General features: G+C 67.4%; 16 protein-coding genes. 7 read left to right on the forward strand and 9 right to left on the reverse strand.

Annotated features, from left to right (window positions below; translation table 11 throughout):
- Window positions 1-52: 52 nt before the first annotated feature.
- Both ACZ3ZE_RS21570 and ACZ3ZE_RS21575 read right to left on the reverse strand, forming a co-directional pair.
- The gene (locus tag ACZ3ZE_RS21570; RefSeq protein ID WP_467260181.1) at window positions 53-820 is read right to left on the reverse strand and encodes a hypothetical protein; all 768 of its coding nucleotides are present in this window, start codon (window positions 818-820) and stop codon (window positions 53-55) included.
- A 472-nt stretch (window positions 821-1,292) separates the two neighbouring features.
- A complete protein-coding gene (locus ACZ3ZE_RS21575; protein ID WP_361167938.1) occupies window positions 1,293-2,843 on the reverse strand; it encodes a hypothetical protein in 1,551 nt (516 codons plus the stop codon).
- 1,135 nt (window positions 2,844-3,978) lie between these two features.
- On the opposite strand from ACZ3ZE_RS21575, the gene ACZ3ZE_RS21580 reads away from it, so the two are divergent.
- Together ACZ3ZE_RS21580 and ACZ3ZE_RS21585 are read left to right on the forward strand one after the other, a co-directional pair.
- On the forward strand, window positions 3,979-4,683 hold the full coding sequence (locus ACZ3ZE_RS21580) for a restriction endonuclease (protein WP_361167935.1): 705 nt from the start codon (window positions 3,979-3,981) through the stop codon (window positions 4,681-4,683).
- A 231-nt stretch (window positions 4,684-4,914) separates the two neighbouring features.
- A complete protein-coding gene (locus tag ACZ3ZE_RS21585; protein ID WP_361167932.1) occupies window positions 4,915-5,394 on the forward strand; it encodes a hypothetical protein in 480 nt (159 codons plus the stop codon).
- Between the two features lie 96 nt (window positions 5,395-5,490).
- Here ACZ3ZE_RS21585 and ACZ3ZE_RS21590 read toward each other — a convergent pair whose 3' ends face one another.
- Window positions 5,491-6,147 (reverse strand): hypothetical protein, encoded by a 657-nt coding sequence (locus tag ACZ3ZE_RS21590; RefSeq protein WP_361167929.1) that lies wholly within the window; start codon window positions 6,145-6,147, stop codon window positions 5,491-5,493.
- A gap of 252 nt (window positions 6,148-6,399) precedes the next feature.
- Between ACZ3ZE_RS21590 and ACZ3ZE_RS21595 the strand changes: the two genes are divergently transcribed.
- The gene (locus ACZ3ZE_RS21595; protein WP_467260183.1) at window positions 6,400-7,242 is read left to right on the forward strand and encodes a PE-PGRS family protein; all 843 of its coding nucleotides are present in this window, start codon (window positions 6,400-6,402) and stop codon (window positions 7,240-7,242) included.
- Here the strand turns inward: ACZ3ZE_RS21595 and ACZ3ZE_RS21600 are convergent.
- From ACZ3ZE_RS21600 to ACZ3ZE_RS21610, 3 genes are all read right to left on the reverse strand, one after another.
- The gene (locus tag ACZ3ZE_RS21600) at window positions 7,172-8,869 is read right to left on the reverse strand and encodes a PE-PGRS family protein (protein ID WP_361167924.1); all 1,698 of its coding nucleotides are present in this window, start codon (window positions 8,867-8,869) and stop codon (window positions 7,172-7,174) included. The two genes, ACZ3ZE_RS21595 and ACZ3ZE_RS21600, sit on opposite strands and share 71 nt — an antisense overlap.
- 75 nt (window positions 8,870-8,944) lie before the next feature.
- Window positions 8,945-9,886, reverse strand: a complete 942-nt coding sequence (locus ACZ3ZE_RS21605; protein ID WP_361167921.1) for an SUMF1/EgtB/PvdO family nonheme iron enzyme — start codon at window positions 9,884-9,886, stop codon at window positions 8,945-8,947.
- A gap of 65 nt (window positions 9,887-9,951) precedes the next feature.
- Window positions 9,952-10,725 (reverse strand): aminotransferase class IV family protein, encoded by a 774-nt coding sequence (locus tag ACZ3ZE_RS21610; protein ID WP_361167918.1) that lies wholly within the window; start codon window positions 10,723-10,725, stop codon window positions 9,952-9,954.
- A gap of 355 nt (window positions 10,726-11,080) precedes the next feature.
- Between ACZ3ZE_RS21610 and ACZ3ZE_RS21615 the strand changes: the two genes are divergently transcribed.
- From ACZ3ZE_RS21615 to ACZ3ZE_RS21630, 4 genes are all read left to right on the forward strand, one after another.
- Window positions 11,081-12,517 (forward strand): Gfo/Idh/MocA family oxidoreductase, encoded by a 1,437-nt coding sequence (locus ACZ3ZE_RS21615; RefSeq protein WP_361167915.1) that lies wholly within the window; start codon window positions 11,081-11,083, stop codon window positions 12,515-12,517.
- 42 nt (window positions 12,518-12,559) lie between these two features.
- Window positions 12,560-13,276, forward strand: coding sequence for a class I SAM-dependent methyltransferase (locus ACZ3ZE_RS21620; RefSeq protein ID WP_467260185.1), 717 nt, complete (start codon window positions 12,560-12,562; stop codon window positions 13,274-13,276).
- Entirely contained in the window at window positions 13,273-14,199 is a 927-nt protein-coding gene (locus ACZ3ZE_RS21625) for a glycosyltransferase family 2 protein (RefSeq protein WP_467260188.1), read from the forward strand. The genes ACZ3ZE_RS21620 and ACZ3ZE_RS21625 overlap by 4 nt, the downstream gene beginning before the upstream one ends.
- A 76-nt stretch (window positions 14,200-14,275) precedes the next feature.
- On the forward strand, window positions 14,276-14,758 hold the full coding sequence (locus tag ACZ3ZE_RS21630) for a nuclear transport factor 2 family protein (protein ID WP_361167906.1): 483 nt from the start codon (window positions 14,276-14,278) through the stop codon (window positions 14,756-14,758).
- Window positions 14,759-14,816: 58 nt separating this feature from the next.
- Here ACZ3ZE_RS21630 and ACZ3ZE_RS21635 read toward each other — a convergent pair whose 3' ends face one another.
- The 3 genes from ACZ3ZE_RS21635 to ACZ3ZE_RS21645 form a co-directional block, all read right to left on the reverse strand.
- On the reverse strand, window positions 14,817-17,438 hold the full coding sequence (locus ACZ3ZE_RS21635; protein WP_467260190.1) for a valine--tRNA ligase: 2,622 nt from the start codon (window positions 17,436-17,438) through the stop codon (window positions 14,817-14,819).
- Window positions 17,439-17,525: 87 nt separating this feature from the next.
- Window positions 17,526-18,137 (reverse strand): hypothetical protein, encoded by a 612-nt coding sequence (locus ACZ3ZE_RS21640; RefSeq protein WP_361167900.1) that lies wholly within the window; start codon window positions 18,135-18,137, stop codon window positions 17,526-17,528.
- A 120-nt stretch (window positions 18,138-18,257) separates the two neighbouring features.
- The gene (locus ACZ3ZE_RS21645; RefSeq protein ID WP_467260192.1) at window positions 18,258-18,767 is read right to left on the reverse strand and encodes a hypothetical protein; all 510 of its coding nucleotides are present in this window, start codon (window positions 18,765-18,767) and stop codon (window positions 18,258-18,260) included.
- Window positions 18,768-18,990 lie beyond the last annotated feature (223 nt).

The raw sequence follows: 18,990 nt of genomic DNA on the forward strand, positions 1-18,990 counted from the left end.
GCCGTCCTCTCGCCGACCTCTCGCGACCGCGTCCGGCCGGCCCTCCTCGCTGTCAGACCGGGTACGTGATCGTGCCCAGCGGAGGACAGGGCGCGAGGGCGGCCCCGGCGCCGGGGCGCTCGACGAAGGCCCGGGCCTCGGCGGCCTGCCGGCGCCGGGTGTCCAGCTCGTCGGCGTGCCAGGCGTCGAACCTGGCGCGCGGGTGGTCCCACGAGCCGTCGATGAGGTCGAGGCTGGTGTTCCCGGCGCTCCGCTGGAACTCCGCCTTCATCGCGGTCTGTTGGAGCGCGGTCTGGACGGCGGCGAGGTCGACGCGGGTGACCAGGACGCCGGTGGTGTGCGGCTCGCGGGTGGGCAGGGGTGCCTGCGGGAGCGGGGACACCCCGGTGTCGAGGCGCCCCATGTTGTCGACCGTCGCGTCCTGGGCGTCCCGCACCGCGATCTGCATCTCCTGGTGCAGCCAGAAGAACTCGTCGAGGTCTCCCTGGGTGACGCGCATGCGCTGGTACAGGGCCTGGAAGCGGGGATCCCGGTGCAGCGGGCGCACGGGGGCGGCGTGCAGCGCCACGCAGTCGTTGTAGCCGGCGTCCACGGCGGCTTCGAGGTGGGCGATCGCCCGCTCCCCCCGCCTGCTCATGACGGCCGCCCCAGCGAGGTTCACGTGGCCCGCGGCGCCTATCCACGCGCCGTCCGGCCCGAGCCTCGCGGCGCGCGCCACGACGTCGTAGAGCCCCGGTGCCGCCTCGGCGGCCCCACCGGTCAGCTGTGTCACGAGCAGTTCGTGCAGGCGGGCGACCAGTGAGTTGACGGTGTCGGCCATGGATCTCCTCGTACCTCGAAGGTGAAGAGCGAAGCGGCGGCGCCGCGTCTGGGGACGTGGCGGTCCCGAGGAGATGACGGGCGGACGGGGGCGACGGTTCCTGCCGGCCGCGCATCGGGCCCCGTGGAACGACGACGGCCCCGCCCAGGCCGAAGGGCCCGCAAACGTCGAAGGCCCCGCCAACGCCGAAGGGCCCCACTGCGAACAGTGGGGCCCTTCGACTTAGTGCCCGGTGAGGCACTTGGCGGAGGATACGAGATTCGAACTCGTGAGGGGTTGCCCCCAACACGCTTTCCAAATGTTCGTACGGGGGTCCGGCGGGGGTCATAGGTGTCCTGACCTGGGGCGGAGCGTTCGGGGTGGCCCTGTCCGGACCGGGTCGGCCGGGGGCGAATGAGACCAGGACTGAGACCAGCCGAGCCCTTCGGCCTCTACTGACGGTCCCCCCGTTACGGCTCCGCAGCCGACCGGGTCAGGACAGGCCGTACAACTTCAGCCCGACGTGGTCGACGATCCAGCGGTATGCCTCGCCGTCGATCGCGAAGTAGATTCGGCCCACCCTGTCCTTGCTGGTGTGGTCATCGAGCTTGATGTGGGGCTGCCGATCCCAGGTCTTCTCGTCGAAGTTGAACTCGTGCAGCCCCTTGATCCGCAGTGGTTCGTCTTCAGGCGCATAGGTCAAGGCCGTTTGGTTGCCGATCCAGGAGACCAAGGATTCACCGACCCTGCTCTTCTTCCCCCTCCATGCCTTGGCGAGAGCGGCCAGCGAGTCCAGTGCCTCCCTCATACGCTCGAAGTCCTTGTACGAACACTTGCGCCACTGCGTCTTCGCGTTTGGTGTGAAGACGAGAGCTCCCCCGGATTCCTGGGTCCACCGGTCCCAGTCACTGGAGAAGTCGCTGCTGACGGAGACCAGGTGCTGTGCTGCCACCTCAGCCGGCTCTGCAGGCGAAGGCGCCGCCTCGGCGTCGAGGCGAGCCTCCAGGTTCGCAACGTCGATCTCCAGTCTGCCGACCTTGCTCTCCAGCACCTCGTTTTCTTCGAGAAGCTTGAGGGTCTGACTCCGCTCCTCCGCCAGCTTTGCCTTCAGGAGCACGATCTGTTCGGTCTCGGCTTCCCCTGCCAGGCTCTCGAGGATGGAGTTCGTCTCGGCTGAGCGGACTGCGTCCCAGTGGCGGTCCCTGCCTCGTGCGACAACGCTGAGAGGGGCGAGGAGTCGCATCATCGTGCGCAGGAGCGCCTCATGGTCGCCGCAGAGTTCGCTCGGTCCCCACCATGGATTGCGGGCTTCCAGCGTGGGCCAGTACAGCCGCGCACCGTCCCTGGGCAGCAGGCTTCGGTCCACGCTTGTGTTGAAGGAATCGAAGGCCAGCCAACCCGAAACCACCACCACATGGGCTAGACCTGCAAGACGGCGTGCGGCTTTGCGCGCGAAGGCATCCGAAGGCCCCATCATGCGGATTGATGAGACGGCGAGGACTGGAAGCCGCCTCTGTGGGCTGCCCAGGCGCTCCAGCACCGCGGGAACCTGAGCGGCGAGGACCGGCGTCGCGGCTGCGGCGATCTTGTCGGAGCCCTCCGCGCGATGGAGTTCGGGATCAGCCATGATTCCGTTGAGCGCGCGAGGCGGCTTCAGGTCTTCCACTGTCGCTGGCGCGAGCACGCCACCACTCTTCCGCCCCATTGCGACACGGAAGCGCGTCTTCTCGTCGTACTGGGATGCAGTCAGCTGACATACGAACCGGCCGCCTCGAGGCAGGTCCTGTTCGATTTCCATCCGCAAGGCCCGCACATCGTTGCTGACAGCGACAGGGGTCCAGGTCACGTGCTGGTCGGGCCTGCCAGGGCCGTGTCCAGGGACCGTGATCTGGCCGCTGTCGACCATGAGATCCGTGGCTGACAACCCGGTCGATCCTGGGTCGAGGTGCTCTTCCATATGTGACAGGAGTCGATCGAAGGCGGCTGAGGCGCCCCCCTCACCCGCCACGCCTACCTCGAAGCCGACGACGTACAGCTGCTGCATTGAGCCCCCTTACACCGTTCGAGGTTCAGGGCGACGAGTCCTGCCCTCCGCGCCAGAACCGGGGCAGCATACTGTCACGGCAACACCCGTACGGCGCAGTCATGTTCGGTGCATGAGGCCAGCGCCTGCCCCTCCTCCGGCAGTCCGAGCGAACGAAATCGGTCAACAGTTGAACGGCACCCTGCTCGCTGCGCGGTCTGACTAGGCTTGATCGCGCTACGAAGCTGATCGAGACCTCTGACAGATACGCCGGAGTGACAGTGGCCAATCCTTTCGCGCCGCCGCCGAAGAACGCACAACGGTCACCCTGGTCTGCGTTAGACGAGTACCTGTGGCACACGTGCGACATCCTCGCGGACATCCTCGAAGGGCGACTCGCCAGCCGCCCGCTGATCGCCACGACCGCCCGGCTCGGGCAAGGGGACCGCGCCCTCGCGGTCGGGCCCGGGCAACGTTCGACCTGGCGGGCCCTGGGGAATGGGCGGTATCAGCACAGCAGCGTGGTCGCGGCCGGTGGTCCGGCCTTCGTCATCGGCAGTTTGGTGGGTTCCGCGCTCGGCAACTCTTCTCGGCGTCGTCAAGCGGAACGCGATGCGCAACCGCGGTGGGTGCTGGACGGCGCGGGAGAGGTGACCATCACCCTGCGGAGGCTGTTCTTCGCCCATCCGGTGGCTGAGCTTGACCTCGACTGGGGGGCACTCAGCACGATCGATCTCGTAGCCCCGGATGTGTTCCAGACAAGTTTCGTTAACACCCGCGGGCAACACGCGACGATCCGTGTACATACGCCGTGGGCATCGCTCATCTTCGTCGTCGCTGCTGTTACGGCGTTCCCAGCTCACCCCCGTCTACTTGGGCGAGGGTGGCTGCCAGCAGACTTCGAGTGGCGATGCGCAAGCATCGGGCGCCCATGTCGCCCAGCTGCCCAGCTTGCATCGGACGGACGCCAGCAGTGATCGGGAACGAGCGGAAGCCGGCGTGGCCCGTCGCGTTATCGGTCGCTGTTACCGGGCGGATGAGCGGTCCCTCATAGGCGGGATGAGCGGAGCACCAGTTGTCAGCCATTGGCTGATCGGCGCCCTTACGGTTCAGTGCCTACTCCTTGATCCTGCTGTGCCGGAGTACAAGGAGGGCCATGGCGGCGGCACGGAAGCGGCGGGTATCGGCTGCGCGCAAGCGTCGCCAGCAGCGGCTCAAGATCGGGTCCCTCGCTGGGGGCGTGAGCGTTGTCGTGCTGGTGGTCTTCTGGGGTGAGGTCTGGCCCTATCTGGTGGGTGCGATCGTGCTTGGCGGCGCCGTCAGCGGCGGGTGGTGGCTGTGGCGCACCGATCGGTTCATCAAGGGCGGCGATCGGCAATGGAGGCATGACGAGGCCGTAAAGGCAGGGCATCGGACGCTCGCCGAGGTCGATGCGATGACGGGAACGGAGTTCGAGGACTTCGTCGTGGAGTTGTGTCGGCGAGACGGGTGCAGCGACGTGCGGAGGGTCGGTGGCTCGCACGACAACGGGGCTGATGTGCTGGGGGTCCTTCCCGATGGACGGAGCATGGTGATCCAGTGCAAGCGGTACACGCCCAAGAGCAAGATCCCCAGCCGGGAGGTGCGTGACCTGCTCGGATCGAGAGTGCACTTCAAGGTCGACGTGGCGATCTTCGTGGCCACGACGTACTTCAGCGGGCCCGCCGAGAAGTTCGCCACCGAGAACGACATCCTCGCTGTCCATCGCGATCACCTTGGGCTGTGGAACAACGGTGCCTCACTGATGTCGCTCGGCTCGGTGAACGGTCTGGGGCAGGGCGACCGGCGGCATCGGGAGCGGTGGAAGGAGACTTATGAGTAAGCGTGATCTCGATGGGCGTAGTCGCCGGCTGCCGGCTGTTCACTGGGCGGGTCGCCGAAGACCGGGCTCCACTCTCCGCACGGCGAAGGGCCTCGCTGCAACCAGCGGACGGGGTCCGACAGGAGTGAATGAGGCCAGAAGTGAGACCGCGATCACCGGACCCCGGCAGCGAACGGCGCGCGGAGGTAGGGGCGGATCAAGTGCTTGTGTGACCCCAGTATCGTCGCCTGCATGTCTGCCACGCACCTGCTGATCCTCAGCGACAGGGAGGCCCTGCGCTGGGTCGTCACCGAACAGCGGATGGCGTTCCCTGCTGGGCGCTCCAAGCCGGTCAGCCAGGGCGACGAGATCTTTCTCTATACGACGCGAGGGTGCTTCAGGAGCCCGACTCACGATCGTGGACGACTGATGGGAAGGGCCACAGTGTCCAGCCCTGTCAGGGGCATGTCGAAGCCGCTGTCAATCGGGTATCGGACCTTCCCTGAGGGATGTGAGCTCAGGATCCACGCCTTGGCGGGGTGGAGGGAGGGGCTGGTGCTCAGTGACTTTGTGTCGCGGCTCGAGGTCTTTCCAGACCCGGTGACGTGGAGCGCGCGCATGCGTCGCGCTGTGCTCTCTCTGCCCGATCGTGACGCAAATCTGCTTCGGGCCGCTGTTAGTCCGTTGCTCCGCGCGTACGACGACGTTGTGGAGCAGTACCGCCAGGATTAGGGGGAAGCCGAGCGGGAGTCTGCTGCGGTGGAGCGTTCGGATCGGCTCAGTCTGGAGGATCGTGACGGGGGTCGGCTGAGGCCGAGGAACGAGACATCAGCGCGTATCGAGGCTCACACTGAGACAGTCGTTCGAATCCACTGCCACGCCAGTAGGAGTGGTGACGATGATGCCGTACTCGGTCCCGGCCAGCGCTCTCGCGGCGGTGCAGTGTTGGCCGGCGTTGCCGCTGGTGAACTCGATCTGAATCGAGTCGCGGCGGTCAGCCGGGTTCGCTTCCTCGGGGTTGCCGGGCTGGATGTACGCCGCCTTCACGTCCTGGAGGCGCTTGACCCAGGCGGGCACCCCAGCTCCATAGCTGGGGGCCACGGATGGAGTGGCGTCACCGGAGCCAGGGTCTGCCGTGGCTGTTGGCACTGCCTCCGAAGAGGGATCGGGTGCTTCCAACGTCGATGATGTCTGTGGGGCTGCCGATACGGGCTCGCTGCTGTCGGTGTCGAAGAGCCCGTAGGCCACCGCCAGGGCGAGTACACCGGCTACCCCGACGCCGAAGATCAGTCCGGTCCGGGAGGGCCTTGGCGGGGTGGGGGACGTCAGGGGTGACAGCCTGCCTGGAGGGACGGAGAGCTCGCTTCCCGTGTTGAGCATGCGTATCTCGACGTCGCCGTTGGCTGTGTAGCCGGTGACGTTGGCGCGGTTCCCCAGGTACAGGACGATCGAGTCGATCGGGAAGCTCTGTGTTGCGGGCGTCAAAGCGGAATCCTTCGGTGAACAGGGTGACTGCCTGTGGGAGATGCCTGGCGCGCACGTCTCACGACGCTGCGATCGGTGCGATCACTTGACTGGGCCATTGGACTGCTTGGACGGCTGCTGCCGTGAGCACCATTCGGCCAACTGTCACGGAGGAGCTGTCCTGGCCGGGGAACCCCAGCAAGCGCTGCCATCCAGCGCCTGTTTTTTGCAATGGCTGGGCGATGGTGTGAACCCAGCTGGCTGAATAGACACATGGAGATTGGTGAGCACTGGGCCTATCGCGCCAGGCCGAAGGAGCTGGGTGCCTTGGTTCGCCGGGTTGAGATCGTTCGCGTGGGCGGGAGCGGCAGGTCCGGGTGGCTCCACGTGCGGTTCCTCACGGGGGACGACGCCGGGCTGCAGGAGTGGGTCAACCCGAGTTCTCTCGTGGCACGCTGGGAGGACGTCGAGGCGTTCCGAGCGGACGACGGGAGCGAGCTTGGGCTGGCCGAGGTGTCGCGGGGCGTCCGAGGAAGTGTCGACTTCGAGGCGGCGCGGTTCGTCCTTGGATTCGTTCGCCCGAAGAGCAAGCTGCGCCTGCGGCGCGGCGCCGCTGACGCCGGAATCTTGGAAATGAGCCGTCTCGACGAAGGCGCCAGGCTTGTCGGGGTGGAACCCGATGAGCTGCGGGGCGATCCGATGGTCCATGAGAACCGCGAGGGGCTCTGCCTGGCAGGGTGGCCGGTTACCGAGCGCATTGCACGCCTCGTGGCCGGCCGTCTTGCCGAGGACATCCTTCCGGAGGTGGACCGCAGGCAGAAGGCCATCGATCAGGAGCGCACGCAGTCCTCCTGGTACTCCTACAGCCGCCGGGACGACCGCAAGCTCGACGCGGAAGCGGCCGTCCTGCGGACCGTCCGGGAGTGGTGTGGTCAGGACAAGGCCGAGCGTTACGACGAGCTGGTCGCCCTGCGCGAGGAGGTCGTCCGGCTCGGGAAGCTCGTGGAGAAATCGGTGAAGGCCCTACGTGACCGCGGGCACGGCGTCATCGCCTCCACCATTGAGCGCGACCTCGGGGTCCATGTCTCCAGCCTTGGTCCAGACGTTCGTCGGTGAAGCTACGCCACCGCTCTGGCTCCGGCTTGGGCGGTTCGGCCTCCGCCTTGGGTTCTTCCTGCTTTGGTGGCTTCTCTTTCTCTGGCCGCTGCGGGTGCCAGCCGTCGAGGAAGGGCCGTAGCTGGTCGTCCGTGGGTTCCGCGTGGAGGCTGTGGCCGGTCAGGCTCCTGCCGGCCACGGTCGGGTCGAGCCGGTCAGCCTCCGCCTTCCCCCACGCTGACCACTCGCGAAGCCGCTCGGCTTCGTGGGCGTCGTCCGAGGTGGAGGCAGCCTCGTCGAGCGCTGCGCAGAAGGCCCGCATCTCCCCTGCGGCCCGCCACTGCGCCAGGGCGGTGCCGAACCGGTCGACCCGTACGGCGTCCACTGCCTTGATCGTCGCGACGCTGACCGCTGCTTCCCACTCCCGCCGCGTGCGCTCCTTCTTCTCCGCCTTCTGCCGGCGGTGCTCCTCTTCTTCCTGGGCCTCTCGCAGGCGGCGTTCCTTCTCCTGTCGCTCCTGCTCCTCACGCTGACGCTGCTGTTCCGCCTCCCGCGCCAGCCGGGCCTGCTCCTCTTCCTCTGCGCGGGCCTTCAGCGCTCGGAGGACGGCGGCGATCTGGTCCTCCAACGGCTTCTTGGCGGTGTCGGACCATTCCTTCGTCCAGCCGTAGCGGTAGCCATAGCTGTACCCCGATTGCTGGGCCACTTGCAGCTCCAGCTCGCCGGACGGTTCGAGCCGGTGGGCCGGGGTGACCCGCTGCCATTCGTACGTCCGCCGGCCCGGCTGCGTGGGTACGTACCGGACCTGTTTCTGCCGTTCCTTGAAGCTGATCTCGTACGTCCTGCCGTGGACTGTGAGCAGCGGCCGCACCTGCCTGCGCTTCTTCGACACCGCGATATCGCCGTGCCGCGCCAGAGCCTGCTCGGCGAGGAGCCGAAGGAGAGAAAGCACCCGTGGGAGGACCTCGTCCGAGATCTCGAAGGCGCTGTGGTCCGCGGTGACCGCCGCGATCACGTCCTCGACGTCGGTGATCACACGGCTGCGCGCCAGGCGGATCCGGTTCCACTCGGTGTCGTCCTCGCCTGTCACCCGCAGCAGGCCGAGGAAGAAGTCCCCCTTCGCCCGCCCGCTGTACTTCAGGTGGAAGCCGTCCGGGGCACACTGCCGCGCCGCGTCGAACGCCCGGCGGTAGTGAGCCCGCTCTTCCTCGCTCGGGTCCGGGATCCGAAGGAACCGGCCAGCCTTCTGCACCTCCGCGATCATGGCCGCGCCGATTTCCGCCGGCGACTGACGTGGCGGCTTCACAGGGCGCGCTGGCGCCGGCTTCGCCTCAGGCGAGGGCGTCGCCCGCTGACGGGGCGGTGCCGCAGCTTCCGGCTTCTGCTCGGCGGCTGCCGGTCGTTGCCTGCGCGGGGTTGGTTCAGGCCGGTCCGGGTGGTGGCCGTGTTCCAGGTAGAAGCGACCGTCATCGGTGATCTCCGCCTCCCACCTCCCACCGTGCTTGGGCATGGTGATTAGCCCCCGACTCTTGAGAGCACGGGCGGTGACGGCGAGTTCCGGGCTCGCGGAGGTGACGGGATCCGTTCCCTCTTCGATCCGGGTGAGCATGGCTAACTGTCGATCGTTGAGCGGCGACCATCGGTACATGGTGACCGTCGTACCGGCCCCACCGAGCGCTCACAAGCGGAACGCTGACATTCCCGACCCTCAACTGCCCGAGCGTCAGGTGCCGAGCAGCATTTCCACCGCTGTCGCAGGAATCGCGCAGCGGAACCCCGTGTCGTCGTCGAGCATCTCGGTGGAGGCGTCGTTGAAGACGGCGGGGGTGGCGCGGGCGAAGGGGCTGGTCCAGGCGCCGGCCTTGAGCTCGTAGCGGCCCGGCTCGGAGCGGGTCGAGCACCACTCCCAGGTGTTGCCGCAGAGGTCGTAGACGCCGTACGGGGAAACTCCGCTGTGGTAGCGGCTCACCGGGGTCGTGGAGCCGATGCCGCTCTCGCGGGAGTTGCACTTGGCCGGGGTGGCGTTGTTGCCCCACGGGTATGTGTCGCCGCGCGTGCCACGGGCCGCTTTCTCCCACTGCGGGGCGGTCGGCAGTTCCTTGCCCGCCCACGCCGCGTACGCGGAGGCGTCGTGCCAGGTGACGAAGACCACCGGGTGATCGAGGATCGCCTCAGGGCACTTGCCGCGGTGCCAGTGTTGGGGTGGCTCGTGGCCGGTGGCGGCCACGAAGCGCGCGTAGTCGTTGTTGGTGACCGGGAAGACGTCGATGTAGAAGGACGGGAGCCAGACCGGCTCGTTCTTCTCGCCGTACAGGAAGGTGCCGGCCTCGACCAGGGCCATCTTCTTGCCGTCGCGGGGATGGCGGACCTGGTGCTGCTGAGGCTGGGGACCGGGGTTTGGAGTCTCCTGCGTGGGGAGCACCGTGTCCAGCGAGCGGGCGAGGCTCGCGAACCGCTCGTGGACATCGGGCGCGGAGCTGGCGAGGAGTGTGTCCAGAGCCGCTTGGTTCACCTGCCTGAGCCGGATCGTGTCCTTGCGCGCTTCCCACTTGGACACCATGCGATCGCTGACACCGAGGCGCGTCGCGAACTCCTCGGTACTCATCCGCGATGCCTCGCGTAAGGCCCGGACCTCTAGTCCGGACCATCGCTCAACTGTCGCCACTCCAGGACTCCTTGTTGCTGGCCGGTCCTGTTCAGCCTAGCCAGTGGGAGCCCGACTTCGGAGCGTTACAACAAGTCGCCCTCGATCTCCATGTACTCCTTGCGGAGCGTGTCGATGATCGCGTGGGATTCGGGCAGCTCGATTCCATCGATCGCGTTGACTGCGCGGACCCCGATCGCCGCGTTGGTCGCGAATGCGGCCCGCATGTTCGTCAGGTCGCCCAGGCGGACCGAGCGGGTTTCGTGGCCGTGGGCGCCCTTCAGGAGCTCCATGGTCACACCGACGAGGCAGTCGGCGTTCGGCCAGATCACGCGGTTCCCGTCGAAGAATCCTACGTTCCAGGTACCTCCCTCCGAGATCACACGCTCCTGGTCGACGAAGAGGGCGTCGTCGAATCCGTTCAGCTGGGCCTGACGGCGGTGGTGCAGGGTCGCGAAGAGGCCGACGCTCTTGACGCTCGGTACGTCGCGTACGTAGGTCGCGGACTTCACCTTGAGCGGCGGCAGCGGGAGGGCACCCGCCGGCCGGGAGGTCACCAGGATGTGCGGGTCGTCGGCCTTGTTCGGATGGCCGAGGTCGAGGCTGGGGTCGAAGACGGTGACGCGGACCGTGGTCGATCCGGTGGAGGGAGTGGCACGCCTGGCCAGCTCGCGTACGCGCTGCGGGTCGATGTCAGTGCCGAAGAGCGTTCGGCAGTCGCGCTGAAGTCGCTCCATGTGCAGGGACAGGCCGCGTACGCGCCCGTCGTCCACTCGCATGGAGGTGAAGTGGCCGTAGTTGGTCAGGGCCAGGTTCTGAAGCTGGGCCGGCTCGACCGGTTCTCCGTTGAGTTCTGCCATGCGGCCAGCGTGCCACCTGGTTCACGCCTCTCAGCTATGAACGGCCTGGTAGGGCGCCTAAGTTCGGTGAAAGTTCGGTCCTGGGGCGGTGGGAGGACGTTCCGACGGGGCGGCCCAGACAGCAGCCTTGTGGTGTGAACACGAGCCCCCGCCGCCTCCTCGCTGGCGCCGGGGAGGACAGCTCCGTCTCCGGCTAGTACGCCACCTTCGCGATCTTCAGAAGAAGGCGATCACGGCCGGGGCCACCAACGTCCGATCTGCTTCGGAACAGCTCCGAACAGTCACAGCACGAGTGGGAGCAATGCGGATGAGAACCGACTCTCGAACGTCTCGGGTGACATCGAGGCCGATCCCCATGCAGCCGACCCTCCGCTGCATCGAGGAGCCCGGAGGACGAGCCGCCGCTCCCGGTCCCCGCCCCGCCACGCGTCGCCACAACCTCGTCGTGGTCGGCTTCGACGAGATCGTCGCCAACAAGTACCTGCCCTGCATCAAGAACGCCATCGAGGCCGGCCACGTCGACTCGTACTCCGTCATCGACCTGGAGTCGGAGCGGCCGACGATCGAGGAGCGCATCCAGGGCGTCGACTTGAAGCCCCGGGAGGTCATCTACCTCCCGGAGTCGGGCCGCGGCGTGACCGCGCAGCAGAGGCAGCCCGAGCTGATCGGAGCCGCATTACGGCGCCTCTGCCTGCCCGAGCTGCCGACGAAGGTGTACATCGCGACCGAGGTACGGGCGCACGAGGCGTACCTGCGCTACTGCGTCGAGAACGGGATCGACTCCCTGGTGGAGAAGCCGGTCCTGGCCCCCATGGCAGATGGCCGGTTCGCGCCGTCCCGCATCACGGAGGTCATGCGGGAGCTGATCGCTCAGGCCGGTCGTACCGGTGCCAAGCACTCCGTGATGACGCTGAGCCGGTACCACCGCATCTACAACGGGGAGGTACTGCGCTCGCTCGAAGAGCGGGTACGGGACTGGCAGGCCCCCGTCACCTCGTTCCACCTGCGCGCCGCCGGCGGCGTGTGGAACCTCCAGCACGAGTACGAGACGCGGGACGATCACCCCTACCGGTACGGCTACGGGATGATGATGCACGGCGCCTACCACTACGTGGACCTCGCCGTGCAGTGCCTGTCCCTCAACAAGCTCGTGTTCCCCGACCGCCGCTTCCGGCTCGAAGTCAGCTCCTTCGGAGCCTTCCCCGCCGACCAGCACCTCCGGATCCCGAATCCGGCCGCCAGCCGGTTCGAGGACGGACACCCCCGCTGGCCGCACTCCGCGATCCTGGAGAACGCCTTCGGGGAGACGGACATCACCGCCACGTTCCGCCTGGTCGACGTCGAGTCGGAGTGGACCCTGACCATCGGGACTCTGTCCTTCGAGCAGACGACGCCGTCCGTCCGCAGCTGGCGTGACCTCCCGGACGACGTCTACAACAAGAACGGCCGCACCTCCAGCGTCGACCTCGAAGCGCAACTGTCGACCCTCTACTCCGCGCACGTCCACTGCTACGACGTGCCCCGCGGGCAGAACGCGGACCGGATCGACGCCTTCGCCCGGCTGACCACGAGGGCGAACGCCTCCCTGTTGCCGGAAGAGCAGTACACGTCGGTCAGGACGTTCGACGGGCTGTTCCACAGCGACAGCAACCGGCAGCTCATGGAGAACTGGCTGCAGGGGACCGAGAACCGGAGCTCGCTCGCCGCGCACCTGCTGCCGATGCAGGTCACCGAAGCGCTGGCGACCTCCCTGCTCACGCCCGGCCGGCCCGTCGAGATCGCCGACTTCTAGATGCCTCCCCTCGCTCATCCCTCCAGCCCCAGGTGGTGCCCCTTGCCTGTACAGCACTCGAAGGCGTCCCTCCACGCCTTCTACGCGGACGCGTTACGGAACGGCCGAAGCACCGGCGAGGAGCTGCGTGCGCCCGTCTCGGCGCGGTTCCGCGCCCTGCTGACTTCCCTCCCTGCCGACATCCCTCGTCGGGCTCTGGACCTCGGGTACGGCGCCGGGGCCTACACCATCGCCCTGGCGAAGGCCGGCTTCACCGTCGTCGCGGTGGACCAGGCCCCGGCCGAACCGCTGCTCCGGCGACTCTCGCCGCACGAGGACCTGGCGGGGCGCGTCACGGTGGTGGAGTCCCTCATCGAGCAGTACGTGGGTGAGGAGGACTTCGGCCTGCTCGTCGCGAAGGACGTCCTCCACTACCTCTCTCAGCACGACGTCGAAGCCGTGCTCACCCAGGCCGTACAGAGCGCCCGGGCGGTCAACGTGCACTACCTGGAGGTCTTCGCCGGGATCTCCCGGACGGACGCCCATGGCGATCAGATCCACATCGAGGGCGAGGCCCGCTACACGCCAGAGACCCTCAGCCGAGCGCTGGAGCGGATCTACGAGGGCTGGGAAGTGGCCGTGAGCTGGGACGACCACACCGAACAGGACACGCGCTCGCGGCGCACCTACTTCGAAGCGACTCGCGCGACTGTCACCGCGGTGCGGAAGTGCCGCGTTTCCTCCGGCACCGCGACCATGAAGGGACGGGAAGCCTCGTGACGACCACGGGCCATGGAGGCATCAGCTTCGTCATCCCCTGCCACAATGCCGGCGACTACCTCGTCGAGGCCGTGGAGTCCGTCGTCGAGCAGCCGCTTCGGTGTCCGTACGAGGTGGTGATCGTGGACGACGGGTCGGATGACGACACGACCCGGAAGGCCATCGACATCTGCACCGAGCTGCCCGGCGTACGCGTCGTCCGCTTCGAACGGCGCCAGGGGCACCACGTGGCCAGGAACGCCGGCCTGGCAGCCGCGCGACTGGAGTACGTCATGCAGGTGGATGCCGACGACCGGCTGGCCACCGAGCCGTTCCTCCTGGCGGCCGGGTCCTACCCGGACAGGGCGGTGGGGATCCTCGAGTCCGACCCCGGCACCGCGTTCGTGCACACGATGTCGTGGATGTTCGGTGCCTTCGAGGGCTTCACCATCTCCTCGTACCCGTGTCGAGAGGACCTGGTGGTGCGCAAGCACCACGTGCCGACGTCGATCGTCTGCCGCCGGGAGGACGCCCTCGAATGCGGCCTGTACGACCCGAGGGTGCTCAAGTGGGGAGACTGGGCCTTCGCCGTCAACCTGCTGGCCAGCCGGTTCAGGCGAGGGGCGGCCAACAACATCCACTGCGTCGCTGGCCCCTTCTACGAGTACCGCGTGCACTCGCGCGTCGACCGAGTGTCCGACGCGGAAGTCTCGGAGCTCGACATGGCTCGCCTCGTCGTGGAGAAGAACCTGGACTTCTTCCGGGACCGGCTGGACCGCAGCGACGGCGTCGCTGAGATCGCCCTGGACGTGCTGGAGCAGAAGCCGACGCGTCTCGATGACCTTCTGTACATGGCGCAGTTCGATCTCCACCAGGCCCAGATCGTCGCGCAGCAGCGCGAGTTCTCTCTGTCGAGCCCGTACGAGGCGCTGGGGATTCCGTAGGGCCAGTGCCGAAGTGGCGTGTCACTCTCCAGGAAAGCTGTCGCGGTGCCCTTGATCATCCTGATACGACATGGGGATGGATAGTGAAGCGCTGAGTCCCACAGAGCGTCTGCTTGCTGAGCGAGCGTGCGAACGCCTCATTGTCGATTTCGTCCACAAGCTCGACCTCGGTGACCCGGGCGACGTGGCCGATCTCTTCACGGATGTCGGGTTCTGGGAGTGGGCGGAAGGCGACCGCCGGATTGAGGGTCGTGACGCACTTCGGTCGTATTTCGCCGGTCGGCCCGCGGACCGACTCTCGCGCCGGATCTGCACGAACATCCTGGTCACCGTCACGTCGGAGTCGACGGCCATCGCGACCACCTACTTCACGACGTACCGTGTCGACGGACATGCCGGCGGCTTCGTGCCCCCGCGGGCCCCGACGCAGGTCGGCCACTACGAGGACACGTTCCTCAAGGTCGAAGGCCGTTGGCTCCTCAGCTCTCGGTCCTTGTATCTGGCCTTTGCCGGACCGACCGAGCGGATTGAAGCACGATCCACCGTCCCGGAGGCATGAGAACCCGAAGGGGGCCCAGACCAGGCGGTCTGGGCCCCCTTCATGCGTGTTCCGGTGCCTACTGCGGCGGCAGCTTGTCCAGCTGGGCCTGGATGCGGGCGATGTCCTCGTCCGCCTTGGCGAGGCGGCCCTTGATCTTGTCCACGACGTTGTCGGGGGCCTTGGCGAGGAACGCCTCGTTGCCGAGCTTGCCCTCGGCCTGAGCCTTCTCCTTCTCGGCGGCGGCCAGGTCCTTAGCGAGCCGCTTGCGCTCGGCGGCCACGTCGATGGTGCCAGACAGGTCGAGCGCGACGGTGGCGCCGGCGACCGGCAGGGAGGCGGTGGCGGCGAAGCCCTCGCCCTCCGGCTGGAGGCGCAGCACCTGACGGATGGCGCCCTCGTGCGGCGCGAGGGCGGTGCCGTCCAGCTCCAGGCGGGCCGGGACCTTCTGGCCGGGCTGGAGGCCCTGGTCGGAGCGGAAGCGGCGGACCTCGGTGACGACCCGCTGGACCAGCTCGATCTCCTTCTCGGCGGCCTCGTCCCGGAAACCGGAGTCCTTCGGCCACTCGGCGATGACGACCGACTCGCGGCCTGTCAGCGTGGTCCACAGGGTGTCCGTGACGAACGGGACGATCGGGTGCAGCAGGCGGAGGGTGACGTCGAGGACCTCGCCCAGGACGCGGGCCGAGACCTTGGCCTGCTCGCCGCCCTCGAAGAACGTCGTCTTCGACAGCTCGACGTACCAGTCGAAGACCTCGTCCCACGCGAAGTGGTAGAGGGCGTCGGCGAGCTTGGCGAACTGGTAGTCGTCGTAGTAGGCGTCCGCCTCAGCGACGACCTTGTTCAGGCGGGACAGGATCCAGCGGTCGGTCGCCGACATCGCGGATGCGTCCGGCAGCGGGCCCTCGACCGTCGCGCCGTTCATCATCGCGAAGCGGGTCGCGTTCCAGATCTTGTTGGCGAAGTTCCGGGACGCCTGGACCCAGTCCTCGCCGATCGGGACGTCGACGCCCGGGTTGGCGCCCTTGGCCAGGGTGAAGCGCAGGGCGTCGGAGCCGTACTTGTCCATCCAGTCCAGCGGGTTGACCGTGTTCCCGAACGACTTCGACATCTTCTTGCCGAACTCGTCGCGGACCATGCCGTGGAACGCGATCGTGTGGAACGGCGGCTGGCCGTCCATCGCGTACAGGCCGAACATCATCATCCGGGCGACCCAGAAGAACATCAGGTCGTAGCCGGTGACCAGGACGGAGTTCGGGTAGAACTTCTCCAGGTCCGGCGTCTGCTCCGGCCAGCCGAGCGTGGAGAACGGCCACAGGCCGGACGAGAACCACGTGTCGAGGACGTCGGTGTCCTGCGTCCAGCCGTCACCCGTGGGCGCCTCGTCGTCAGGGCCGACGCAGACCAGCTCGCCGTTCGGGCCATGCCAGACCGGGATGCGGTGGCCCCACCAGAGCTGGCGCGAGATGCACCAGTCGTTGAGGTTGTCGACCCAGTCGAAGTAGCGCTGAGACATGTCGGCCGGGTGGATGTTGACTCGACCGTCGCGGACCGCGTCGCCGGCGGCCTTGGCGAGGGTCTCGACCTTGACCCACCACTGCATGGACAGGCGGGGCTCCAGCGTCGTCTTGCAGCGGGAGCAGTGGCCGACGGAGTGGACGTACGGGCGCTTCTCGGCGACGATCCGGCCCTCGGCGCGCAGGGCGGCGACGATCGCGGAGCGGGCCTCGAAGCGGTCCAGGCCCTGGAAGGGGCCGTGGGTGGTGATCACGCCGCGCTCGTCGAGGACCTCGATGGATTCGAGGTTGTGGCGCTGGCCGATGGCGAAGTCGTTCGGGTCGTGCGCCGGGGTCACCTTGACGGCTCCGGTGCCGAACTCCGGGTCGACGTGCGTGTCGGCGACGACCGGGATCGTACGGTCCGTCAGCGGCAGCTTGATCTGCTTGCCGATCAGGTGGGCGTACCGCTCGTCGTCGGGGTGGACGGCGACGGCGGTGTCGCCGAGCATCGTCTCCGCGCGGGTCGTGGCGACGACGATGGTGTCGTCACCCTCGCCGTACTTCATGGAGACGAGCTCGCCGTCGTCGTCCTGGTAGTCGACCTCGATGTCGGAGATGGCCGTCAGACAGCGCGGGCACCAGTTGATGATGCGCTCGGCGCGGTAGATCAGGCCGTCGTCGAACATCTTCTTGAAGACGGTCTGGACGGCTCGGGACAGGCCCTCGTCCATGGTGAAGCGGTCCCGGCTCCAGGCCAGGCCCTCGCCGAGGCGGCGCATCTGGCCGGCGATCTGGCCGCCGGACTCGGCCTTCCACTCCCAGACACGCTCGACGAAGGCTTCGCGGCCCAGGTCGTGGCGGGACTTGCCCTCCTTGGCGAGCTCGCGCTCGACGACGTTTTGGGTGGCGATGCCGGCGTGGTCCATGCCCGGCTGCCACAGCGTCTCGAAGCCCTGCATGCGCTTGCGGCGGGTGAGGGCGTCGATCAGCGTGTGCTCGAAGGCGTGGCCCAGGTGGAGCGAGCCGGTGACGTTCGGCGGCGGGATGACGATGGTGTACGCAGGCTTCTCGCTCTTCGCGTCCGCCTCGAAGTACCCGCGCTCTACCCAGCGCTCGTACAGCGGCCCTTCTACCTCGGCCGGCGCGTACTGGGTCGGCAGTTCGGTGGTGGGCGCTGTCTGCTGCTGAGTGTTGTCGGTCACGACGGCCATTCTAAGGGCGTGCCCCGGCTACTCTCGCCTGGCTTTTGCTGGCGTCACCGGGGCCCGTTTCCTGCCTTCGGCCGGGATTCACTCTCGAACAGGGAACGCTTTATCGAGCGGCGGCACCAGGAGCTTGCCCGACGCCATGGCCTGCTGGACATCGCCGATGGTCACATAACGCCCCTGCTGGATGACGGGAGTGATCATCTCGATGGCACCCACCTCAGAGAGGAAGAAAACCGTCCACGGGTACGTGTCCCGATCCTCGGATTCCCTCGTGCGCGTGATCTCCACGGTCTCGGGAGTCGTGGCCCGGGTTCCGGGAAGGTCCTGCTTGACGGTCTCGACCGCGGTGACCTCGAATACGCGACCGCCACCGCCAGGGGTGTACATGACCAGAAGCCGTGGCCGGGCCAGGCTCAGGTGGTTGCTCGTCGCAGGACACATGTAGATGCCGTGGTCCCGCAGCTCGGAGAAGGCCAACGCGTTGCCCGGAACGACGACAGCGTGATCGTGCAGTGCGCGGAACCAGTCCAGCGCCGCCGACTTCTCCCAGATGGGCTTGCCCTGGTGCTGGTGGGTCGGCTCAGCCAGGAGGCCCCGGTCGGCCATCTTCGCGACGCTCTTCGGCTCCCGTCTGGCGAGCCCGCCGAAATCGGCCCGGTTCAAGATCTCTGGCAGCTCGGGGCGTACTGGCATGTGGCTGTTCCTGTTCAGGCGTGATGTGGTGCGAGCTTGTGGGGCGATTCGGCCCGTACGTTAGTCGGTTGCCGTGTGAGTGTGCTCGGTTCCAGGAACCGCGCTATTCGCATGTTCGATCTATCGGATGCACAGGTGGGGCGCCTGTCGCTGGCCGGAAGGATTGTGTTTGCCGACTACCGACTCTCGCGGTCTGACTTGTGCGCGGCCGTCCGGCGGACGATGGGTCGCGGCCGGTGGTGGGGAGCACCCTCGACCACCGGCCGCCGGTTCTTGTAGCTGGGGCCGTGTGTCTGTGCTCAGTCTTTGGGGGGGGCGGAGGAGGTGGGCGCCCGCAGCGATGACGGTCTCCAACCGGCCGTACTCGAGCATGTCCTCGTGGGTCATGAAGGGGATGAGGGCTTCACGGTGTGGGAGGGCGTACTTGAACAGAAGCTCGGCCAACTCGTGCGCGGCGGCCTTGGCCTCGGCTCCGGCCTCGGGGTCGTGGACACCGGCGGCCTGGAGTTCTTCGAGCGTGGCGTCATCGGCGAGGGCCTGTTCCTCGTCGGTGAAGGGGCGTCCGTCGAGGTGGCGGAAGGTGCGGGTGCCCGGGGGTCGGTTGAAGTTCGTGTCGAACAGCAGGGCCATGACGTGGGGGCGGGGGGGTGGGTGTGGGCAAAGGGGTTCTCCTTAGCGGGGCGGGGGTGGTGCCGATGTGCCCATGGTCTGGAGAATCCCCGGTTAGCCTAACCGGGGATCGTCGGCTACCTTTTGCGGCTCGGTTTTCGCGGTCAGCGTCGCCGCGGGGGGTTATTCGCGGGCCTAATCCCGATTTGTGCTGCCCGTTCCGGCGAGTAGGCAGAGGGGATTC

It is taken from the genome of Streptomyces sp. NPDC023157 (assembly GCF_055560575.1).

What these genes read in the sequence shown, in the direction of transcription:
- ACZ3ZE_RS21570 (WP_467260181.1), bottom strand. Translation starts at nt 820, where the DNA reads ATGGCCGACACCGTCAACTCACTGGTCGCCCGCCTGCACGAACTGCTC.
- ACZ3ZE_RS21575 (WP_361167938.1), bottom strand. Translation starts at nt 2,843, where the DNA reads ATGCAGCAGCTGTACGTCGTCGGCTTCGAGGTAGGCGTGGCGGGTGAG.
- ACZ3ZE_RS21580 (WP_361167935.1), top strand. Translation starts at nt 3,979, where the DNA reads ATGGCGGCGGCACGGAAGCGGCGGGTATCGGCTGCGCGCAAGCGTCGC.
- ACZ3ZE_RS21585 (WP_361167932.1), top strand. Translation starts at nt 4,915, where the DNA reads ATGTCTGCCACGCACCTGCTGATCCTCAGCGACAGGGAGGCCCTGCGC.
- ACZ3ZE_RS21595 (WP_467260183.1), top strand. Translation starts at nt 6,400, where the DNA reads ATGGAGATTGGTGAGCACTGGGCCTATCGCGCCAGGCCGAAGGAGCTG.
- ACZ3ZE_RS21600 (WP_361167924.1), bottom strand. Translation starts at nt 8,869, where the DNA reads ATGTACCGATGGTCGCCGCTCAACGATCGACAGTTAGCCATGCTCACC.
- ACZ3ZE_RS21610 (WP_361167918.1), bottom strand. Translation starts at nt 10,725, where the DNA reads ATGGCAGAACTCAACGGAGAACCGGTCGAGCCGGCCCAGCTTCAGAAC.
- ACZ3ZE_RS21615 (WP_361167915.1), top strand. Translation starts at nt 11,081, where the DNA reads ATGCAGCCGACCCTCCGCTGCATCGAGGAGCCCGGAGGACGAGCCGCC.
- ACZ3ZE_RS21630 (WP_361167906.1), top strand. Translation starts at nt 14,276, where the DNA reads ATGGATAGTGAAGCGCTGAGTCCCACAGAGCGTCTGCTTGCTGAGCGA.
- ACZ3ZE_RS21640 (WP_361167900.1), bottom strand. Translation starts at nt 18,137, where the DNA reads ATGCCAGTACGCCCCGAGCTGCCAGAGATCTTGAACCGGGCCGATTTC.
- ACZ3ZE_RS21645 (WP_467260192.1), bottom strand. Translation starts at nt 18,767, where the DNA reads ATGGCCCTGCTGTTCGACACGAACTTCAACCGACCCCCGGGCACCCGC.